This is a genomic window from Listeria sp. LM90SB2, assembly GCF_028867355.1.
Classification (GTDB): domain Bacteria; phylum Bacillota; class Bacilli; order Lactobacillales; family Listeriaceae; genus Listeria; species Listeria monocytogenes_B.
On record NZ_CP046449.1, the window covers coordinates 1,277,341 to 1,293,670 of the forward strand.

Below are 16,330 nucleotides of genomic sequence, written 5' to 3' on the forward strand. Positions count from 1 at the left end.
TCAGGCTTTTTTTATCGAATTAAAGTTAATGTTTCATAAGGTGCTAATTCCAGCTCAGAACTGATTGTTTGACGTTCATAATTAGAAAGAAGTACTTTAGCATTTAAAAACTCATTTGGTAGTTGAATTTTTTTCGTAGTCGAGCCAAAATGGTGAATGGAAAGAAGCGAAGTAATTTCATTTGAACGCTTATAGGCAATAATCAAATCTTCATCCGTCCAATATGGCGTATAATCACCCGTCTGAATGACAGGGTATTCTTTCCGTAATGCAATAAGCTTTTGGTAAAAATAGAAAATGCTCGTTTTATTAGATAAGGCTGCTTGAACATTTATTTCACTTGCATTATCCGCTACTTTTAGCCATGGAGTACCAGTTGTAAAGCCAGCATTTTGCGAATCATCCCATTGCATAGGTGTCCGACTATTATCTCGCGAACGCTCTTTGATAATCGCCATAACTTCTTGCTCACTAAGTCCGTTTTTTTGTAAAATATCAAAATGGTTGAGCGTTTCCACATCCACATAATCATCAATCGTAGGAAATTTTGGATTCATCATCCCGATTTCTTCCCCCATATAAACAAACGGTGTCCCGCGCATAAAGTGAATCGTTGCGCCAAGGAGGGTTGCCGAATGATAATAATGTTCCGGTTTGTCGGAAGCAAAGCGACCAAGTGCTCGAGGTTGGTCATGGTTGTTCCAGAAAAGCGCATCCCATCCATTTTCTTCTGACATCGCGACTTGCCACATATGGAAAATAGATTTTAAGTTCTCGAAATTCACATCCGCTAAACGCCATTTTTCTCCATCAGGATAATCTACCTTCAAATGATGGAAATGAAAAACCATCGATAATTCTTTTTCGTCTGGATTACTATAACGAATGCAGTTGTCAATATCTGTAGAGGACATTTCTCCAACCGTTATAATTGGCTTGTCGCCAAAAGTTCGTTCATGTAGTTCTTTTAAGTAAGCATGTATTCCTGGTCCATCTGTATAAAAACGGCGGCCGTCGCCTTCAAAATCATCTTCTAAAAACTTAGGTTTGGCAATCACATTTAATACATCTAAACGAAAACCTTCCACGCCTTTATCAATCCAAAAATTCACGACATCAAAGAGTGCCTCGCGTACATTCGGATTGGCCCAGTCTAAATCAGCTTGCGTAACATCGTATAAATGCAAATAGTACTCAGAGGAGTCAGGCAATTTTTCCCAAGCATTACCACCGAATTTGGAAACCCAATTTGTTGGAGGGGAACCATCGGCTTTTGCTGGGCGGAAATAGTAAAAATCACGATAGAATGGATCACCAGCAAGCGCTTTTTTAAACCAAGGATGCTCTGTCGAAGTATGATTCAATACTAAGTCAATCATAATACCAATATTTCTTTTTTTCGCTTCCTTGATAAGCGTTGTCACATCGTCCATCGTACCAAATAAAGGATCAACCGCGGTATAGTCAGCGATATCATAGCCGTTATCATTTTGCGGAGAAGGATAAAATGGATTCAGCCAAATCATCTCAATTCCGAGTTTTTGTAAATAATCAAGCTTGGCAGTGATACCGGGAATATCCCCAGTACCATCGCCAGTCGTATCATAAAAGGATTTCGGATACACTTGATAAATTGTTTTTTGAGCAAACTTTGTCATAAAGGGAAGCCTCACTTTTTAGTTGGTTGTTTTTGCAGATTCACGATACTCCTTTTTACCAAACGTACGAATTGGTGCAGTATCTACTTTGTTTAAAATATTATATTTGCGGAATAATACAGTTAGAATGAAAGGAACAACAATCGTTATTAACATACATACTGCAAAAACGGCGTAATATTTAGGGTTAATGGACAAGATTCCAGGTAGTCCTCCGACACCAATTGAGTTAGCCATAACACCACTAGATACAGAAACCACAGCCGCAATTGCCGAACCTATCATGGCAGCTACAAATGGATATAAGTATTTTAAATTAATCCCGAACATCGCAGGTTCCGTAACACCAAGGTAACAAGAAATAGTTGCTGGAATTGAAACTTGTTCTTCTTTTTCATTGCCACGATGTAAGAAAATAATTGCTAGAACAGCGGACCCTTGGGCGATGTTAGAAAGTGCAATCATCGGCCAGAGATTCGTTCCACCAAATTGACTCATTAATTGTAAGTCGATGGCGTTGGTCATATGATGCAGTCCCGTGACAACGAGCGGGGCATATAGGAAGCCAAATAGTGCGGCGAATAACCAACTTAGTCCACCAGTCAAGCCAGCATAAACGACGTTCGAAATCGCGTCGCCAATTTTCCAACCAATTGGTCCAAGAATAACATGAGCTGCAAGAACAGTAGGTACGAGAGCAAAGAATGGAACGAAAATCATCGAAATGGCATTTGGAATAAATTTACGCAACCAAATTTCGAGATAGGCTAGTAAGAATCCGGCCATAATGGCAGGAATAACTTGCGCTTGATACCCAATCATCTGTACTTGAGCAAAGCCAAAGTCCCAAACTGGAATATCGCCTGCTTTTGTTTCAACAACGCTATAAGCATTTAGTAATTGCGGGGAAACAAGCGTTAAACCAAGGACAATCCCAAGAATTTGTGTGGTTCCCATTTTTTTCGCGATGGACCATGTAATTCCAACTGGTAGGAAGTGGAATACAGCCTCACCGATAAGCCATAAGAAACTATAAACACCAGCCCAAAATGGATAAACATCCACAATCGTTTTCGTGCCGTCTTCTAAAAACTTAATATCTCCAATTACGTTACGGAAACCGAGAATAAGACCCCCAACAACAATTGCTGGAATTAATGGAGTGAATATTTCAGCTAAACCAGCAAGTAAACGCTGAAGAATACTCATATTTTTCTTCGCATCTACTTTGGCATCTTCTTTATTGACACCTTCCACACCACTAATTTTTGAAAATTCATTATAAAAAATAGCTACATCATTACCTATAATTACTTGAAATTGACCAGCTTGTGTAAATGTCCCTTTTACTGCTGGAATGTCTTCGATGGCTTCAACATCGGCATTATCTGGATTTTGCAAAACAAAACGCATTCTCGTAGCACAATGTGTGACAGATGAAATATTTTCTTTGCCACCAATTAACTCTAAAAGAGCGCTTGCATCTTTTGTATAGTCAACCATAAAACTTCCTCCTTTTTTAACTTGTATATACAAGTTGTTCGCCATTACTATACTATAAATAATTTGAAAGCGCAACCACTTTATTTGTGCTAAAATAAAAAAGAAGGAGGGGTGGCCATGAAACACGTTAGAACTGCAGCAATTATCACGCATCAAAACAAAATTTTGCTCCACTCAAACCAAGAAGAAGATTACTGGACACTTCCGGGCGGTGCAGTGGAAAAAGAATCAACAAAAGAAGGATTAAAACGTGAAATGAAAGAAGAACTCGGGGAAGATGTAGCTATTTTAGAATTGAGCATTATTGCGGAAAATCGCTTTTTATATCGCGGCGAAGAAATAGATAGTATTGAGTTTTATTATGCGGTTAAACTGTTACCAGAGAGCAGTTTACTTAATCAACCTACATTTACAAAAATAGAAGAATTTGGTCAATACGGGGAAGAGGCATATAAACTGCATTTTAAATGGTTCGATATAGACAAGTTGAAAAATATCACCATTTTACCAACATTTCTCGAAACAGAGCTAGCAAATCTTTCGAGAAAAAACATTCTACATTTGGAACAGACAACATAAAAAATCCCGCGAAATTTTTACGTTTCGCGGGATTTTATTTAATTAGTTAAAGATACTAAGGTAATCTCTTTTTTACTGATATCTAAGAATGGTAATTTAACCCGTGTATCTAAACAATAAGCGTTATAGAGTAACGGTTTTAATGTTGTAGTAGAACTTTCTACTTGGCGAACAAAATTGCCAATTTCTTGATACAATATTTCAATGTTTTTTAAACTACCAATTTTGGAATCGATACGATTTTCACTTACGTTTACATTAGAGTTCGTAACTTTTTCGTTAAATTCATCATTGATAGCATCTTTCGTACGTTCGATACGCGTGAACCGAGTATCTTCCCAATCAATTTCGATGATATGGCAATCGTCCAGTTGAAGAAAATCACCAGTCCAAAGTTTGCCGTCGATCTCGACAATCATTCTCGTATCAGGGAAAACCTCTTTGTTACGGTATTTTTTGAGTAAATAATCATACATTTGTAATTGCGCTAAACAGTTATCCATGTGTGTCATCTCCTTATGGGACTATTATAACATATTGTGATTATGTGAACAATCTTCAATATAGAAATGAATAGTTGGAACTGTAACTTTTTAACTAGTTATACAAAAGTCCTAAAAAAAGTCTGTGAAATAGTGAAAATAACTATCAGGTGGTATACTAATAATAAGATGAAATGGGAGGGAGACAGATGTACAAACAAATGAAATTAAAAGCTACAGATGGACTCGATTTGCATTTACATATTTGGGATGAAGTGAAAAATCCAGTTGGTGTAGTTCAAATTGTTCATGGGATGGCAGAACACGGGGCAAGATACGGCTTGTTTGCGGAACGTTTGAATCAGGCTGGATATATTGTCGTAGCCGATGATCACCGTGGTTTTGGGAAATCAGCCATAGATGAGGCATCTTTAGGTCATTTAGATGGAGAAACTGGTTTTCAAAATATGGTAGAAGATGAGGCGGTAGTGAGAACTTATTTAAAAGAAAGCTATCCTGAATTACCTTACTTCATTTTTGCGCACAGCATGGGAAGTTTTATTATACGAACCTTTATGGCAAAACACCAAGTTGATGGAGTAATTCTCAGCGGTAGCGGACTTCAACCGATAGCTCTTTTAAAAATGGGCCAAATGATTACAAAACAAAGAGTGAAAAAAGATGATAGAAAAAGAAGTGGTTTTCTAAATAAATTAGCATTTTGGGGTTATAATAAACCATTTAATGAAAATCATCGTTTTAGTTGGCTTTCGCGGGATGTTGCGATTTATGAAGCCTATGAACAAGATCCATTTTGCGGTCCAGTAGTTGGAACAAGTGGGTTTTTCCATAACCTTTTTGAAGCAGTAAAAGTAAGTCAGCACAAAGAAACATTAGACAGGGTGCCAAAAGATTTGCCGGTATTGTTGCTTTCTGGGAGTGATGATCCAGTGGGGCATTTTGGAAAAGATACGCCGAAAATCGCTTTATCTCTAGAAGATGCAGGGGTAGAGGATGTTACCTATAAAATTTATGAAGGTGCTCGTCATGAACTGGTGAATGAATTATGTAAAGAAACTGTTTTTCAAGATGTAATTGATTGGTTGGATGAAAAAAGAAGGTAGCCTAAAATCATAGGCTACCTTCTTTTTAATTACGGATTTGACCGTCTCCAAAAATAATATATTTAGTCGATGTAAGTTCTGTTAAGCCCATTGGTCCACGTGCATGAAGTTTTTGTGTACTAATGCCAATTTCAGCGCCAAATCCCATGGCAAAACCATCAGTGAATCGAGTAGAAGCATTGATATAAACGGCTGCTGCGTCTACTTTTTGATGGAATGCTTGACCAGTCGCGTAATCATTAGAAATAATTGCTTCTGAGTGCTTGGTGCCATATTTATTAATATGATCAATAGCCTCTTCAGCGGAATCGACTACTTTAATAGCTAAAATGAAATCTAAAAATTCATCTTCCCAGTCGGACTCTGTCGCAGCTTTTGCCTCTTGTAAAATTCCCTTCGCACGTTCATCCGCACGTAGTTCGACATCATATTCTTTTAATGCAGTTTCCATCGCTGGAAGATAATCTTCGGCAACATCTCGATGAATGAGCAAAGTTTCTGCAGCATTGCATACAGAAGGGCGCGAACATTTAGCATTAACTAAAATATCTATAGCCATTTGTTTTTCTGCCGCTTTATCTACGTAAATATGACAATTACCAGTACCTGTTTCGATGACTGGAACAGTTGCATTTTCAAGAACTGTTTGAATTAACCTTGCGCCGCCACGAGGAATGAGAACATCTAAAAAGCGATTTAACCGCATCATGTCTCTAGCAGTTTCTCGTGATGTATCTTCAATTAATTGGACACTAGAACGAGGGAAACCAGATGCCTCAAGGGAATCCTGAATAACGGACATTAAGGCTTTATTGGAATCAATAGCATCACTACCACCTCGCAAAATCACCGCATTTCCAGTTTTAAAACAAAGAACAGAAGCATCGACAGTTACATTGGGCCTAGATTCATAAATAATACCAATAACACCAAGTGGAACTCTTGTTTTACCAATAGTTAACTCGGCTTCATTTTTCCACATATTTGTTACTTCACCGATTGGATCTTTTAACGCGACCACTTGTTTAACCGCTTCCGATATCTCTTTGATTCTTTCTTCTGTAAGACGAAGACGATCAATCATCGTTTCAGGTGTTCCTTTTTGCTGAGCGCGAAGAATGTCCTTTTCATTTTCTTGCAAAAGTGTAGCCGTATGGATAAGCAAATCATTACTTAAATTAAGCAGTGCTGCGTTTTTGTGTTTTGTTGTTGCTTGGGCTAAAAATTGGGAAGCTTCTTTAGCGCCACTCCCTTTTTTAATGAGTTCGGTCATGTGAAAGTTCCTCCTTTTTACTTGCGAATAAAGTACCAATTTGTTCACCTTGCATAATATTAAAAATGACGGTAGGGTTTTTACCGTTTGTTAAAATCATTTTTTGGTTAGAATCCATACAATAAGAAGCAGCAGAAAGCTTGGTCAACATACCACCAGTCCCAAATTTAGAACCGCGTCCTCCAGCAAGGGCTTCAATTTCTGGAGTGATTTGGTTGATTTCAGAGAACATAACAGCCTCTGGATCTGTTGCAGGGTTACTACCATAAAAGCCGTCAATATCAGAAAGCATAATAAGCAAATCAGCTTGAACCAGTTTAGCGACAATGGCTGAAAGAAGATCATTATCCCCGTATTTCGTTACATGCTCCAGTTCTTCTACAGCAACGGTATCATTTTCATTTACGATAGGGATAATACCACGGCTTAATAAACTGTCTAAAGTATTCATAACATTTTCGCGGCTAATAGGGAAGTCAGTTACATCACGTGTAAGCAACACCTGTCCAACCACTTGTCCATATTCACCAAAAAATTTACTATAAATATGCATTAGTTCACTTTGACCAACCGACGCGACAGCTTGAAGGTCAGGGATACTTGTAGGTCTTACTGAAAGCTGTAATTTATGACAACCAACACCGATTGCCCCAGAAGAAACAAGAATGACCTCTTTTCCTTCGTTACGTAAATCAGATAAAACCATCGCTAATTTCTCAATGGTACGTAAATTTATATGGCCATTTCCATACATTAATGTACTTGTACCAACTTTGATGACTAATCTCTTACTATTTTTTAAAGATTCGCGCATTTCTATGACCCCTCTGCTAATAAGATAATACTTCTATTTTACATGAAAATGCAGATATGTCCATATTAGAATCAAGTTTATGAGCTTCAGATTTTTAATTTTGAGTATAAAAATAAGTCCTAAGAAATTTTCTTAGGACTTATTTTTTATTTAGCTGCTTTACTCGCGGCAGAAATGACTGAAACTTGTTTCAAACCTTTACTAATAAGTCGTAAGATAACGAACCAAACAACAATGATTAAAACAATTTGTTTGAATGCAATTGCTGGAAGCGGATTGAACGGGCAATCCCAAATGAAATGTAAAGCAATCGGAATAATAAACCATTTCCAGAAAGTTCCTGTGAAAATGTGGTGCATTCCAAGTTTTTGATCACCTTTAGCGATAACAAGTGCGGCACCAGTAATAGCAGCCCAGGCAACATGGCCGCCGATAGACTGCCAACCACGGCTAAAGATAACATTGAGCATCGTTTCACCGGCAATATGAATATCTTTGAATAAAAAGGCAGCATCCACACTATAGTTAAACGCGTACCCAAGTGATTCAAATGCAGCAAATCCAGCCCCAACAGCGGCACCGATAAGTAAACCATTTAAAATGTACTTTGAGTTTAATGAACGAATGAAGAGAGCAACAATAATCATTTTCCCAGTTTCTTCAATAAAACCAACCAAAAGTGCATTAAAATAATTTAATTTTCCAACTGGAATAATGGAGTAAATAACAAGTGTTGCAACAAGCGCTGCTACACCACCGATAAAGAACATTCGCACTACATCAAAAACGCTGATGTTACGAGGTGCATTCGTTTCGAAAAAGAATAATAAAACAGAAAACGGAACTGCAAATGAACCAATTACCATAAGGCCCGGTATTGTATTACTGTTATCAAACAAATATGTACATGCTAGAAGTAAAAAATACGTGACGATTAACACTAAGAAAACTCGGGAGAATACCCAAGGATGTGGCCAAGAATGAGGGATATCACTTATTGCTGGAGTAGTATACTTAGTACCAGCAATAAAGACTTTTTCGCCTTCTTCTTTAGAGTGCTTTTTGAAAACAGCAGAGAAAAGGTTGCTAATTTTTAATTCTGAATTCCCGTGGTTTCCAATATGTTGATATAATTCTGTTTGCTTAAATGCAATCCACTCTGGATGAGGGGATTTTTGGACCAATGTAAGATTATTAATCTCTTTCTTTCTATATAGAGCAATCATCTCTACATTTGTAAAAGGCCCCATTTTCTGTTCGTTCTTTTTGAAGTACCATTCTGACAAATGAAACTCCCCCTTTAGCTTTTTATTTTGACTCTATTAATTATTCCCAAAAACGCTAAAAGTTAAACGAGCAAAGGAACTAATCGTTTATTTTCTTCGCTTGTTCATAAAGAAAATTAATCGAATCAGCTAAAAAAGCTGCTGCGGACTCATTTAGCGGTTGTCCATCTAAATTTAAATCATCCTCATATTTTAAATCTTCACTAATTTTAGTTATTCTTTTCCCAATATCTTTCTCATTTTGGAGTTCACTAGGAGCATAGGTTGGGATGCTTTGTTGGCCAAGTAAATAATCGACACTAACATCATAAAGTGTTGCAATTTGAGTCACCATTTCTAAATCTGGTTCCCGAATACCATATTCCCAATTGCCATAAGTGGAAGGTGCTTTTAAACCAAGCCTTCTAGCTGTTTCTGCTTTTGACCAACCTTGTTTTTCCCGTAATAAAGTAAGTCTGTTACTTAAATTTGGCATAATTTCACTCCTTTTTGTTTGATTATACAATATCTTACTCAGTTTAGCTACATTTTAACACATAACGTATTATTTTCTGATTGACATAGTCGTATTGTGTTGTTAGAATTGTATTAACAACTCAAATTGTGTAGATAAGGAGAAGATGACATGAAAACAGTAGACACCAGAAGAATTAATACAACAAAAATTCGAGAATTACGGTTGCAGCGAGGAATCACCCAAGCTTTCATTGCGCGACGGATGGGCTATAGGTACACATCAGGATACAGTAACATTGAAAAAGGAACTGTTAGACTATCACACAAAAATGCTGTTATTCTTAGTGAAATTTTAATGTGCGATTTGAAATTCTTTTATGAATAACTAGACTAGACACGGGGGAAAGATGTAAGATGAAAAGAATATCTTTTTAACAAATTATGTATGGATTTAATTTAAAACAAACGCACACAAAATGTGTGGAATTTGAGCGAAGGAGTAAACATCATGAGGAAAAAAACGTTAGCAGTGTTTCTTGTTTTTACGGTGTTAGTTGCGTTATTAGCGCCAACTAATGCAAGCGCATATACAAAACTTGGATATGTGATGACAAAGGCTAGTGCAAAAAATTTTAAAATTTATATTAACGGTTCGGCGAAAGGGTTTAAAAATATTATTATAAGCGGTGCGAAAGCTTGGAATCCTTCTCCTTACTTAAATACGGTTAGCATAGGAAATGATGTCAAGCCTAACTTTACGGTTAGTAGTTCGGGTACAAATAAGGGGAGTGTTTTGGCGGTCTGCAACACCACTTACTACAAATCAAATAAATTAATCTCCAAGAATGAGATCACTTTGTATAAAGGCTTTCGTTCACTTTCAACGAATCATAAAATAGAAACTATTGTGCATGAGTTTGGTCATGGCTTTGGCTTAGGGCACGTGAAAACTAAAAATGCAATTATGTTAGACAAAGGATTTATAAATAAAACAAAACCTCAAACAGACGATTTTAATGGCATCAAAGCTTTATATAAGTAAAAAGGAGGAATGACAATGAAGAAAAGAATAACAATGATTCTAGGTTTAGTATGTCTTAGTACATTAACTGCTTGTTCTAATAGTGAAAATGTGAAAGAAAAAACATCAGAAGAACCAGCAACAGCTCAAAACGGAGCAGAAACAATAAAGGCGCACAATGGGGTGGTCTCTTATCACGGAAAATACCTCAAACTTGCTGAAAATATGGATACCCTTGAAAAAGATGCCCCAATTATCATTAAAGCAACCAAAAAATCTGAAAAAACAACTGTAACAAAAGAAACAAAAGAAAATGTATTTCCAACCGATTTTTATACGATGAGCGATGTGCAAATAAATTCTATCGAGAAAGATACAACAGGAAAATTGAGCGAGAGTATGACTATTAAAGTGTTGGAGTATAGCGTAGAAAATGTTTTGGTAGAAGGGAAAGAATATGATTTAACTATTGATGGTTATAAAAATATGGAAAAGGGAGAAGAATATACACTTTTCTTAGGAAAAAATCCAGATGGTGAAAATTATATACTATCAAATGCAGTTATAAGTAAATTCCCAGTGGAAGAATTACCTGAAGAAGAATTGTTCTTAGATGGAGGGCAAACAACGGAAGAAACAGATAGCATTGAAGAAATTTATCAGGAGGTCTATCAAGAAGTTTTGGAAGAATTCGGTGAATAAAAAAGTTTAAACGCCCGTAAGACCTCGGTGTAAAAATCGAGGTCTAATTTTTTTGAAATAAAAATTTGATAAAAAATGAAGTTTAATCTAGACAGTTTTTCGTGATAAAACACCATAAAAGCCTCTTGACAGAACCAAACTATACAAGTAGAATGAATCAAACCAAATCAACATTTTTGCTAGAAATGGTTAGATTTTTAACAATAAGGGTAAATCCAGTTAGTATAAATAAAGCTTTTTCAACTAAAAGGAGATAAAACGATGAGTGGAAGTGGTGCTTTTTTTCCAATGAGTGTTAAAAAATTTCTGGAAAAAGGGATTACCTCGTTGTCCGAAGAAGAAAAAATGAGTACGCTACATTATTTGGAGAATGCGTATCATCAAGAGCCTTGCAACGAGGAAATTGTACATAGATTAATTCAATTTTATAATCAGACAGATAAAACGAAGAAAGCGCAAGAAATTGGACAAAACTTTTTGACGATGAATGGCTATGATAAGGAAATTCTTGGAGAGCTATCTGTAACATTTATGAAAGAAGATAATATGGATACGTACTTCACATTAGTTAGGCATTATATGGAAGAAGAAAAAAAAGAAGCAACGGAAGAAATAGCTGACAATGTTATTCCTTTTCCCAAACAGTTTGTCCCAAGAAGAGACATTCGTGAATTTGCGTCTTGGCATACGACGGAACAATTGGAGTTTTTACAAGAAGCTCGTTTCTTAGAAATAGATTCATTTTTGCCAGCTTTTAAAGCTTTTCTAGCGGATGATAGTTTTTCCCCGTTTGTTCAGTCGATGATTTTCGAATTAATGCAAGAAAAAGAAATAAATGAAGATATTACAGTTCAAAAAATAGATAAGCACGGTATTTTTAATCCAAGTCTTGTGCCAATGCTTGCTGATAACAAATTTGCGGAAGCTATTTTTGCTGGACTCGCTGAGATGCTCGAACATAGTAATCCAAGTCTTTTAGAGCAAGTGATTGGTATTATTCAGCAACATCTATTTATGCTTTATCCATTTGAATTAGAGCCTCAAGAAGTAGATGTTTGGATAAACGCATACTATAAATGGGCGAATGCAATGTACGGTAATTATTGTGTTATTTCGGATGATGTGAATCACTTAGCAGTAGAAGAAGCTATTTCCATTATTGAAGAGTTAGAAATTAGGCAGCAAAATTATTTTATATAATGATATTTCTTGTTTTCAAGTCAGGGATATCTGTGTTATTATTAGTGAGTATGGCTGAAACTTGTCATGAGAGTAATTAAATTGAACTAAATAGATGATGGAGGGAATTATACCATGTCAGTAAAATGGGAAAAACAAGAAGGTAATGTTGGAAAACTTACTTTTGAAATTGAACAAGAAAAAGTAAAAGAAGGTTTAGATAGAGCTTTCGTAAAAGTGCGTAAAACTCTTAATGTGCCTGGCTTCCGTAAAGGGAAAGTTCCACGTCAAATTTTCAATCAACGTTTTGGTGAAGAAGCTCTTTTCCAAGATGCGCTTGATATCTTGCTTCCAGAAGTATATTCTGCAGCAATTGACGAAGCTGGTATTGATCCAGTGGATACTCCTCAAGTAAACATTGAGTCTATGGAAAAAGGCGAAACTTGGGTTTTAACAGCAGAAGTTACTGTAAAACCTGAAGTGAAACTTGGAGATTACAAAGGTCTTGAAGTAGAAAAACGTGAAACAGAACTTACAACAGAAGAATTAGAAGCGGAATTAAAACAATTACAAGAGCGTCAAGCTGAATTAGTTGTTAAAGAAGATGCACCAGCTGAAAACGGTGACACTGTTATCCTTGATTTTGAAGGATTTAAAGACGGCGTAGCTTTCGAAGGTGGACAAGCTGAAAATCATTCTCTAGAACTTGGAAGCGGACAATTCATTCCTGGTTTTGAAGAAAAATTAGTTGGCTTAAAAGCTGGCGACGAAGCGGATATCGAGCTAACTTTCCCGGAAGAATATCATGCGGAAGATTTAGCTGGACAACCTGTAGTTTTCAAAGTGAAATTACACGAAATCAAAACAAAAGAAGTTCCAGCTCTTGACGATGAGCTTGCAAAAGACATCGACGAAGAAGTAGAAACTTTAGATGAATTAAAAGAAAAAATCTCTAAACGTTTACAAGAAGCAAAAGAAGAATCTGTTGCTCAAGCTAAACAAGAAGAAGTTATTGCGAAAGCTGTTGAAAATGCAGAAGTGGACATTCCACACGCAATGGTTCACCATGAAGCTGATCATTTAATGAATCACTTTGCACAAGATTTACAAGCACAAGGTCTAACTCCTGAATTATATTACCAATTCACTGGCCAAACAGAAGAAGCTATGCACGCACAAATGGAAAAAGACGCTGAAAAACGCGTGAAAATGAACTTAGTGCTTGAAGCAATTGCGGAAGCTGAAAACATTGAGCCAACGGAAGAAGCTATTGACGAAGAAATTTCTACATTAGCTGAAAAATATGGTATGGAAAAAGACGCAGTTCGTGCTGCACTTGGCGATATGAGCGAACTTAAATCTGATCTTAAAATCCGCAAAGCTATCGACGTTTTATTAGATAGTGCAGTGGAAAAATAAGCTACGACTGATTTAATAATTTCATTAAAAAATGGGGGGCATGAGTTATACTCGTGTCCTTCTGAATGTAGAAATATGAATACAGATGATTGGCATTTCTAATAAACAAATGATATTATTAACACACATAGGAGATGAAAAAATCGCCTATAAGCAACATACCTATGCGAAGGGGTGAAATATTTTGTTTAAATTTAACGACGAAAAAGGCCAACTTAAATGCTCCTTTTGCGGAAAGACTCAAGATCAAGTACGTAAATTAGTGGCCGGTCCAGGTGTTTATATTTGTGATGAATGTATCGAGCTTTGTAATGAAATTATTGAAGAAGAGCTAGGTATTTCTGAATTTGTTGATTTTGGTGAAGTCCCAAAACCTCAAGAAATCCGTCATATATTAAGTGACTATGTTATTGGTCAAGAACGTGCTAAAAAAGCACTTGCTGTAGCAGTTTACAATCACTACAAACGTATTAATTCCAATGAAACGAAAGAAGATGAAGTAGAACTTTCGAAAAGTAACATTTGTCTAATTGGTCCAACTGGTAGTGGTAAAACACTTCTTGCTCAAACATTAGCGCGAATTCTCAATGTTCCATTTGCTATTGCAGATGCGACTTCACTTACAGAAGCTGGTTACGTTGGGGAAGATGTAGAAAATATTCTTCTTAAACTGATTCAATCAGCAGATTACGATGTGGAAAAAGCCGAAAAAGGTATTATCTATATTGACGAAATTGACAAAGTTGCTCGCAAATCCGAAAACCCATCTATTACTAGAGACGTTTCCGGTGAAGGCGTACAACAAGCGCTACTGAAAATTTTGGAAGGTACTGTCGCAAGCGTTCCTCCTCAAGGCGGTAGAAAACATCCTCATCAAGAGTTAATTCAAATTGATACAGGAAATATTCTATTTATCGTTGGTGGAGCTTTTGATGGAATCGAACAAATCGTTAAAAATCGAATGGGTGAAAAAGTCATTGGCTTTGGCACAGATAATGCGAAACTAAAAGATGATGAAACTTATTTATCTCGCGTTGTTCCAGAAGATTTACTGAAATTCGGTTTAATTCCTGAATTTATCGGCCGTTTACCGGTTATAGCAACGCTTGAACAATTAGATGAAGCTGCGCTTGTTTCCATTTTGACAGAACCGAAGAATGCTTTAGTAAAACAATACAAACGTATGTTAGAGCTTGATGATGTAGAACTTGAATTCGAACCAACTGCTCTAATTGAAATTGCGAAAGAAGCGATTGAACGCAAAACCGGAGCGCGTGGTCTTCGTTCGATTATCGAACAGATTATGCTTGAAGTGATGTTCGAAATTCCTTCTCGTGATGACATTACGAAGTGTATAATTACTGAAAAAGCAGCTCGTGGTGAAGAAGAACCGCAACTGCAATTAGAAGATGGTTCTATTATTCCAATTAAAACATCTGCATGATTAGAATGCGCGTCGTAATTGGCGCGCATTTTTTCTATCAAACCAGCTTGTTTTACTGTAATATCTGACTTGTTTCGTGCTATACTTTATTAATATTAATTGGAGAGGATAAAAAGACATGAAAAGTGAAAACAAATTTTTTTCTGGGGCATTTGGATGGATAAAAATAATTCTCATCGCGCTTATACTTGCTTTTGGTATTCGCTATTTTTTAATTTCTCCAGTTACTGTTAATGGGAAATCAATGGACCCAACACTTCATGATGGGGAACATTTATTTATTAACAAGGTATCAGATCCGAAGCGTTTTGACATTATTGTATTTCCTGCGCCTGATGAGGAAAATGCAGAGTACATTAAACGCGTCATTGGCCTTCCAGGAGATAAAGTGGAGTACAAAGAAGATCAACTTTATATTAATGGAAAAAAATATGATGAACCTTATTTAGATTCAGAAAAAGAAGCTCTAAAAAACGGTTATTTAACCACTGATGCAGAAGGCGATCCTAATTTTACGATGGCAGACATTCCAAACTCTGACGGCTCTCTCACTGTCCCTAAAGGAGAACTTTTTGTTTTAGGAGATAATCGTCAAGTAAGTAAAGATAGTCGCTACATTGGCTTTATATCACAGGATACCGTGCTTGGAAAAGTAATTTCATTTGGAAAATCCTTAGAACGTTAATGTGACCCTACAGGAAGTCTAGGAGGAGACATAGATGACAGATCAATATGACAAAAAGCCCAAGAAAAAAAGCGGGGCGCACCAATTATTAAGCTGGGTGCTAGTTATCGTTGCAGCGCTTGCAATTGCACTTGTGATTCGTAACTTTGTAGTTGCACCAGTAAAAGTAGAAGGAACATCTATGGTTCCAACATATCAAGATGGCGATAGAATTTTCATTGAAAAAATTTCCAAGCCTGATCGTTTCGACATTATCGTGTTTGATGAACCTCCAATGATTGGTTCAGGAGAGCATTTCATCAAGCGAGTGATTGGTTTGCCGGGAGATAAAATAGCATTTAAAAACGGTGAATTATATTTAAATGGAAAACGAAAAGTAGAAAATTACTTGCCAGAAGGAACATTAACCCTTTGGAATCCAGATCCAACGCAAAAACCATACATAGCGGATTATACGCTGGAGGATATGACAGGCGAAAGTACTGTTCCGAAAGGGAAACTATTTGTACTTGGAGATAATCGCGGCGGGAGTTCAGATAGTCGCGTTTTCGGATTTATTGATGATTCCATGGTAAACGGTACAGTGATACAATTTGGAAAATAATGTGAAGTCCGTGAAGATACTTTTTCGCGGATTTCTCTATTAAATGAGCGTTTTTTCGTTTATAATAAGACTGTTAGTATAAAATAGGGCGGTGCGATTTT

At 36.5% G+C, this 16,330-nt stretch carries 17 protein-coding genes; 10 read left to right on the forward strand and 7 right to left on the reverse strand.

Annotated features, from left to right (window positions below; genetic code table 11):
- Window positions 1-11: 11 nt before the first annotated feature.
- On the reverse strand, window positions 12-1,658 hold the full coding sequence (gene treC, locus GL301_RS06385; RefSeq protein ID WP_010958876.1) for an alpha,alpha-phosphotrehalase: 1,647 nt from the start codon (window positions 1,656-1,658) through the stop codon (window positions 12-14).
- 18 nt (window positions 1,659-1,676) lie between these two features.
- Window positions 1,677-3,161: a PTS system trehalose-specific EIIBC component gene (gene treP, locus GL301_RS06390; protein WP_003727531.1), complete on the reverse strand. Its 1,485-nt coding sequence runs from the start codon at window positions 3,159-3,161 to the stop codon at window positions 1,677-1,679.
- A gap of 117 nt (window positions 3,162-3,278) precedes the next feature.
- Here treP and GL301_RS06395 point away from each other — a divergent pair, with 117 nt between their 5' ends.
- Window positions 3,279-3,740 carry an NUDIX hydrolase gene (locus GL301_RS06395; protein WP_003727530.1) on the forward strand — a complete coding sequence of 154 codons (462 nt, stop codon included), beginning with the start codon at window positions 3,279-3,281 and terminating at the stop codon, window positions 3,738-3,740.
- A 38-nt stretch (window positions 3,741-3,778) separates the two neighbouring features.
- Here the strand turns inward: GL301_RS06395 and GL301_RS06400 are convergent, their stop codons facing one another.
- Complete coding sequence (locus GL301_RS06400) at window positions 3,779-4,243, reverse strand: hypothetical protein (RefSeq protein ID WP_003726717.1); 465 nt, start codon at window positions 4,241-4,243, stop codon at window positions 3,779-3,781.
- Between the two features lie 188 nt (window positions 4,244-4,431).
- On the opposite strand from GL301_RS06400, the gene GL301_RS06405 reads away from it, so the two are divergent.
- Window positions 4,432-5,346, forward strand: a complete 915-nt coding sequence (locus tag GL301_RS06405) for an alpha/beta fold hydrolase (RefSeq protein WP_010958877.1) — start codon at window positions 4,432-4,434, stop codon at window positions 5,344-5,346.
- Between the two features lie 25 nt (window positions 5,347-5,371).
- On the opposite strand, the gene GL301_RS06410 is transcribed toward GL301_RS06405, so the two are convergent.
- The 4 genes from GL301_RS06410 to GL301_RS06425 all read right to left on the reverse strand — a co-directional run bounded on the left by GL301_RS06410 (window position 5,372) and on the right by GL301_RS06425 (window position 9,194).
- Window positions 5,372-6,619 (reverse strand): glutamate-5-semialdehyde dehydrogenase, encoded by a 1,248-nt coding sequence (locus GL301_RS06410; protein ID WP_010958878.1) that lies wholly within the window; start codon window positions 6,617-6,619, stop codon window positions 5,372-5,374.
- A complete protein-coding gene (proB, locus tag GL301_RS06415) occupies window positions 6,603-7,433 on the reverse strand; it encodes a glutamate 5-kinase (protein WP_003726720.1) in 831 nt (276 codons plus the stop codon). Before proB ends, GL301_RS06410 begins: the two co-directional genes overlap by 17 nt.
- Window positions 7,434-7,579: 146 nt before the next feature.
- Entirely contained in the window at window positions 7,580-8,719 is a 1,140-nt protein-coding gene (locus GL301_RS06420; RefSeq protein WP_003734523.1) for a PrsW family glutamic-type intramembrane protease, read from the reverse strand.
- 79 nt (window positions 8,720-8,798) lie between these two features.
- Entirely contained in the window at window positions 8,799-9,194 is a 396-nt protein-coding gene (locus GL301_RS06425; RefSeq protein ID WP_003723563.1) for a helix-turn-helix domain-containing protein, read from the reverse strand.
- 150 nt (window positions 9,195-9,344) lie between these two features.
- On the opposite strand from GL301_RS06425, the gene GL301_RS06430 reads away from it, so the two are divergent.
- The 8 genes from GL301_RS06430 to sipY all read left to right on the forward strand — a co-directional run bounded on the left by GL301_RS06430 (window position 9,345) and on the right by sipY (window position 16,229).
- Window positions 9,345-9,560, forward strand: a complete 216-nt coding sequence (locus GL301_RS06430) for a helix-turn-helix domain-containing protein (protein ID WP_003727524.1) — start codon at window positions 9,345-9,347, stop codon at window positions 9,558-9,560.
- 123 nt (window positions 9,561-9,683) lie between these two features.
- Entirely contained in the window at window positions 9,684-10,217 is a 534-nt protein-coding gene (locus tag GL301_RS06435) for a matrixin family metalloprotease (RefSeq protein WP_003727523.1), read from the forward strand.
- Window positions 10,218-10,232: 15 nt separating this feature from the next.
- Complete coding sequence (locus GL301_RS06440; protein WP_010958879.1) at window positions 10,233-10,898, forward strand: hypothetical protein; 666 nt, start codon at window positions 10,233-10,235, stop codon at window positions 10,896-10,898.
- A 261-nt stretch (window positions 10,899-11,159) separates the two neighbouring features.
- Complete coding sequence (locus GL301_RS06445) at window positions 11,160-12,098, forward strand: hypothetical protein (protein WP_003727521.1); 939 nt, start codon at window positions 11,160-11,162, stop codon at window positions 12,096-12,098.
- Between the two features lie 114 nt (window positions 12,099-12,212).
- Window positions 12,213-13,496, forward strand: coding sequence for a trigger factor (gene tig / locus GL301_RS06450; RefSeq protein ID WP_003723884.1), 1,284 nt, complete (start codon window positions 12,213-12,215; stop codon window positions 13,494-13,496).
- A gap of 184 nt (window positions 13,497-13,680) precedes the next feature.
- Window positions 13,681-14,940, forward strand: a complete 1,260-nt coding sequence (gene clpX / locus GL301_RS06455; protein ID WP_003723886.1) for an ATP-dependent protease ATP-binding subunit ClpX — start codon at window positions 13,681-13,683, stop codon at window positions 14,938-14,940.
- Between the two features lie 118 nt (window positions 14,941-15,058).
- Window positions 15,059-15,625, forward strand: a complete 567-nt coding sequence (gene sipX / locus GL301_RS06460) for a type I signal peptidase SipX (protein ID WP_003726393.1) — start codon at window positions 15,059-15,061, stop codon at window positions 15,623-15,625.
- 34 nt (window positions 15,626-15,659) lie between these two features.
- Window positions 15,660-16,229 carry a type I signal peptidase SipY gene (gene sipY, locus GL301_RS06465; RefSeq protein ID WP_003726394.1) on the forward strand — a complete coding sequence of 190 codons (570 nt, stop codon included), beginning with the start codon at window positions 15,660-15,662 and terminating at the stop codon, window positions 16,227-16,229.
- The last annotated feature ends 101 nt before the right edge of the window (window positions 16,230-16,330 follow it).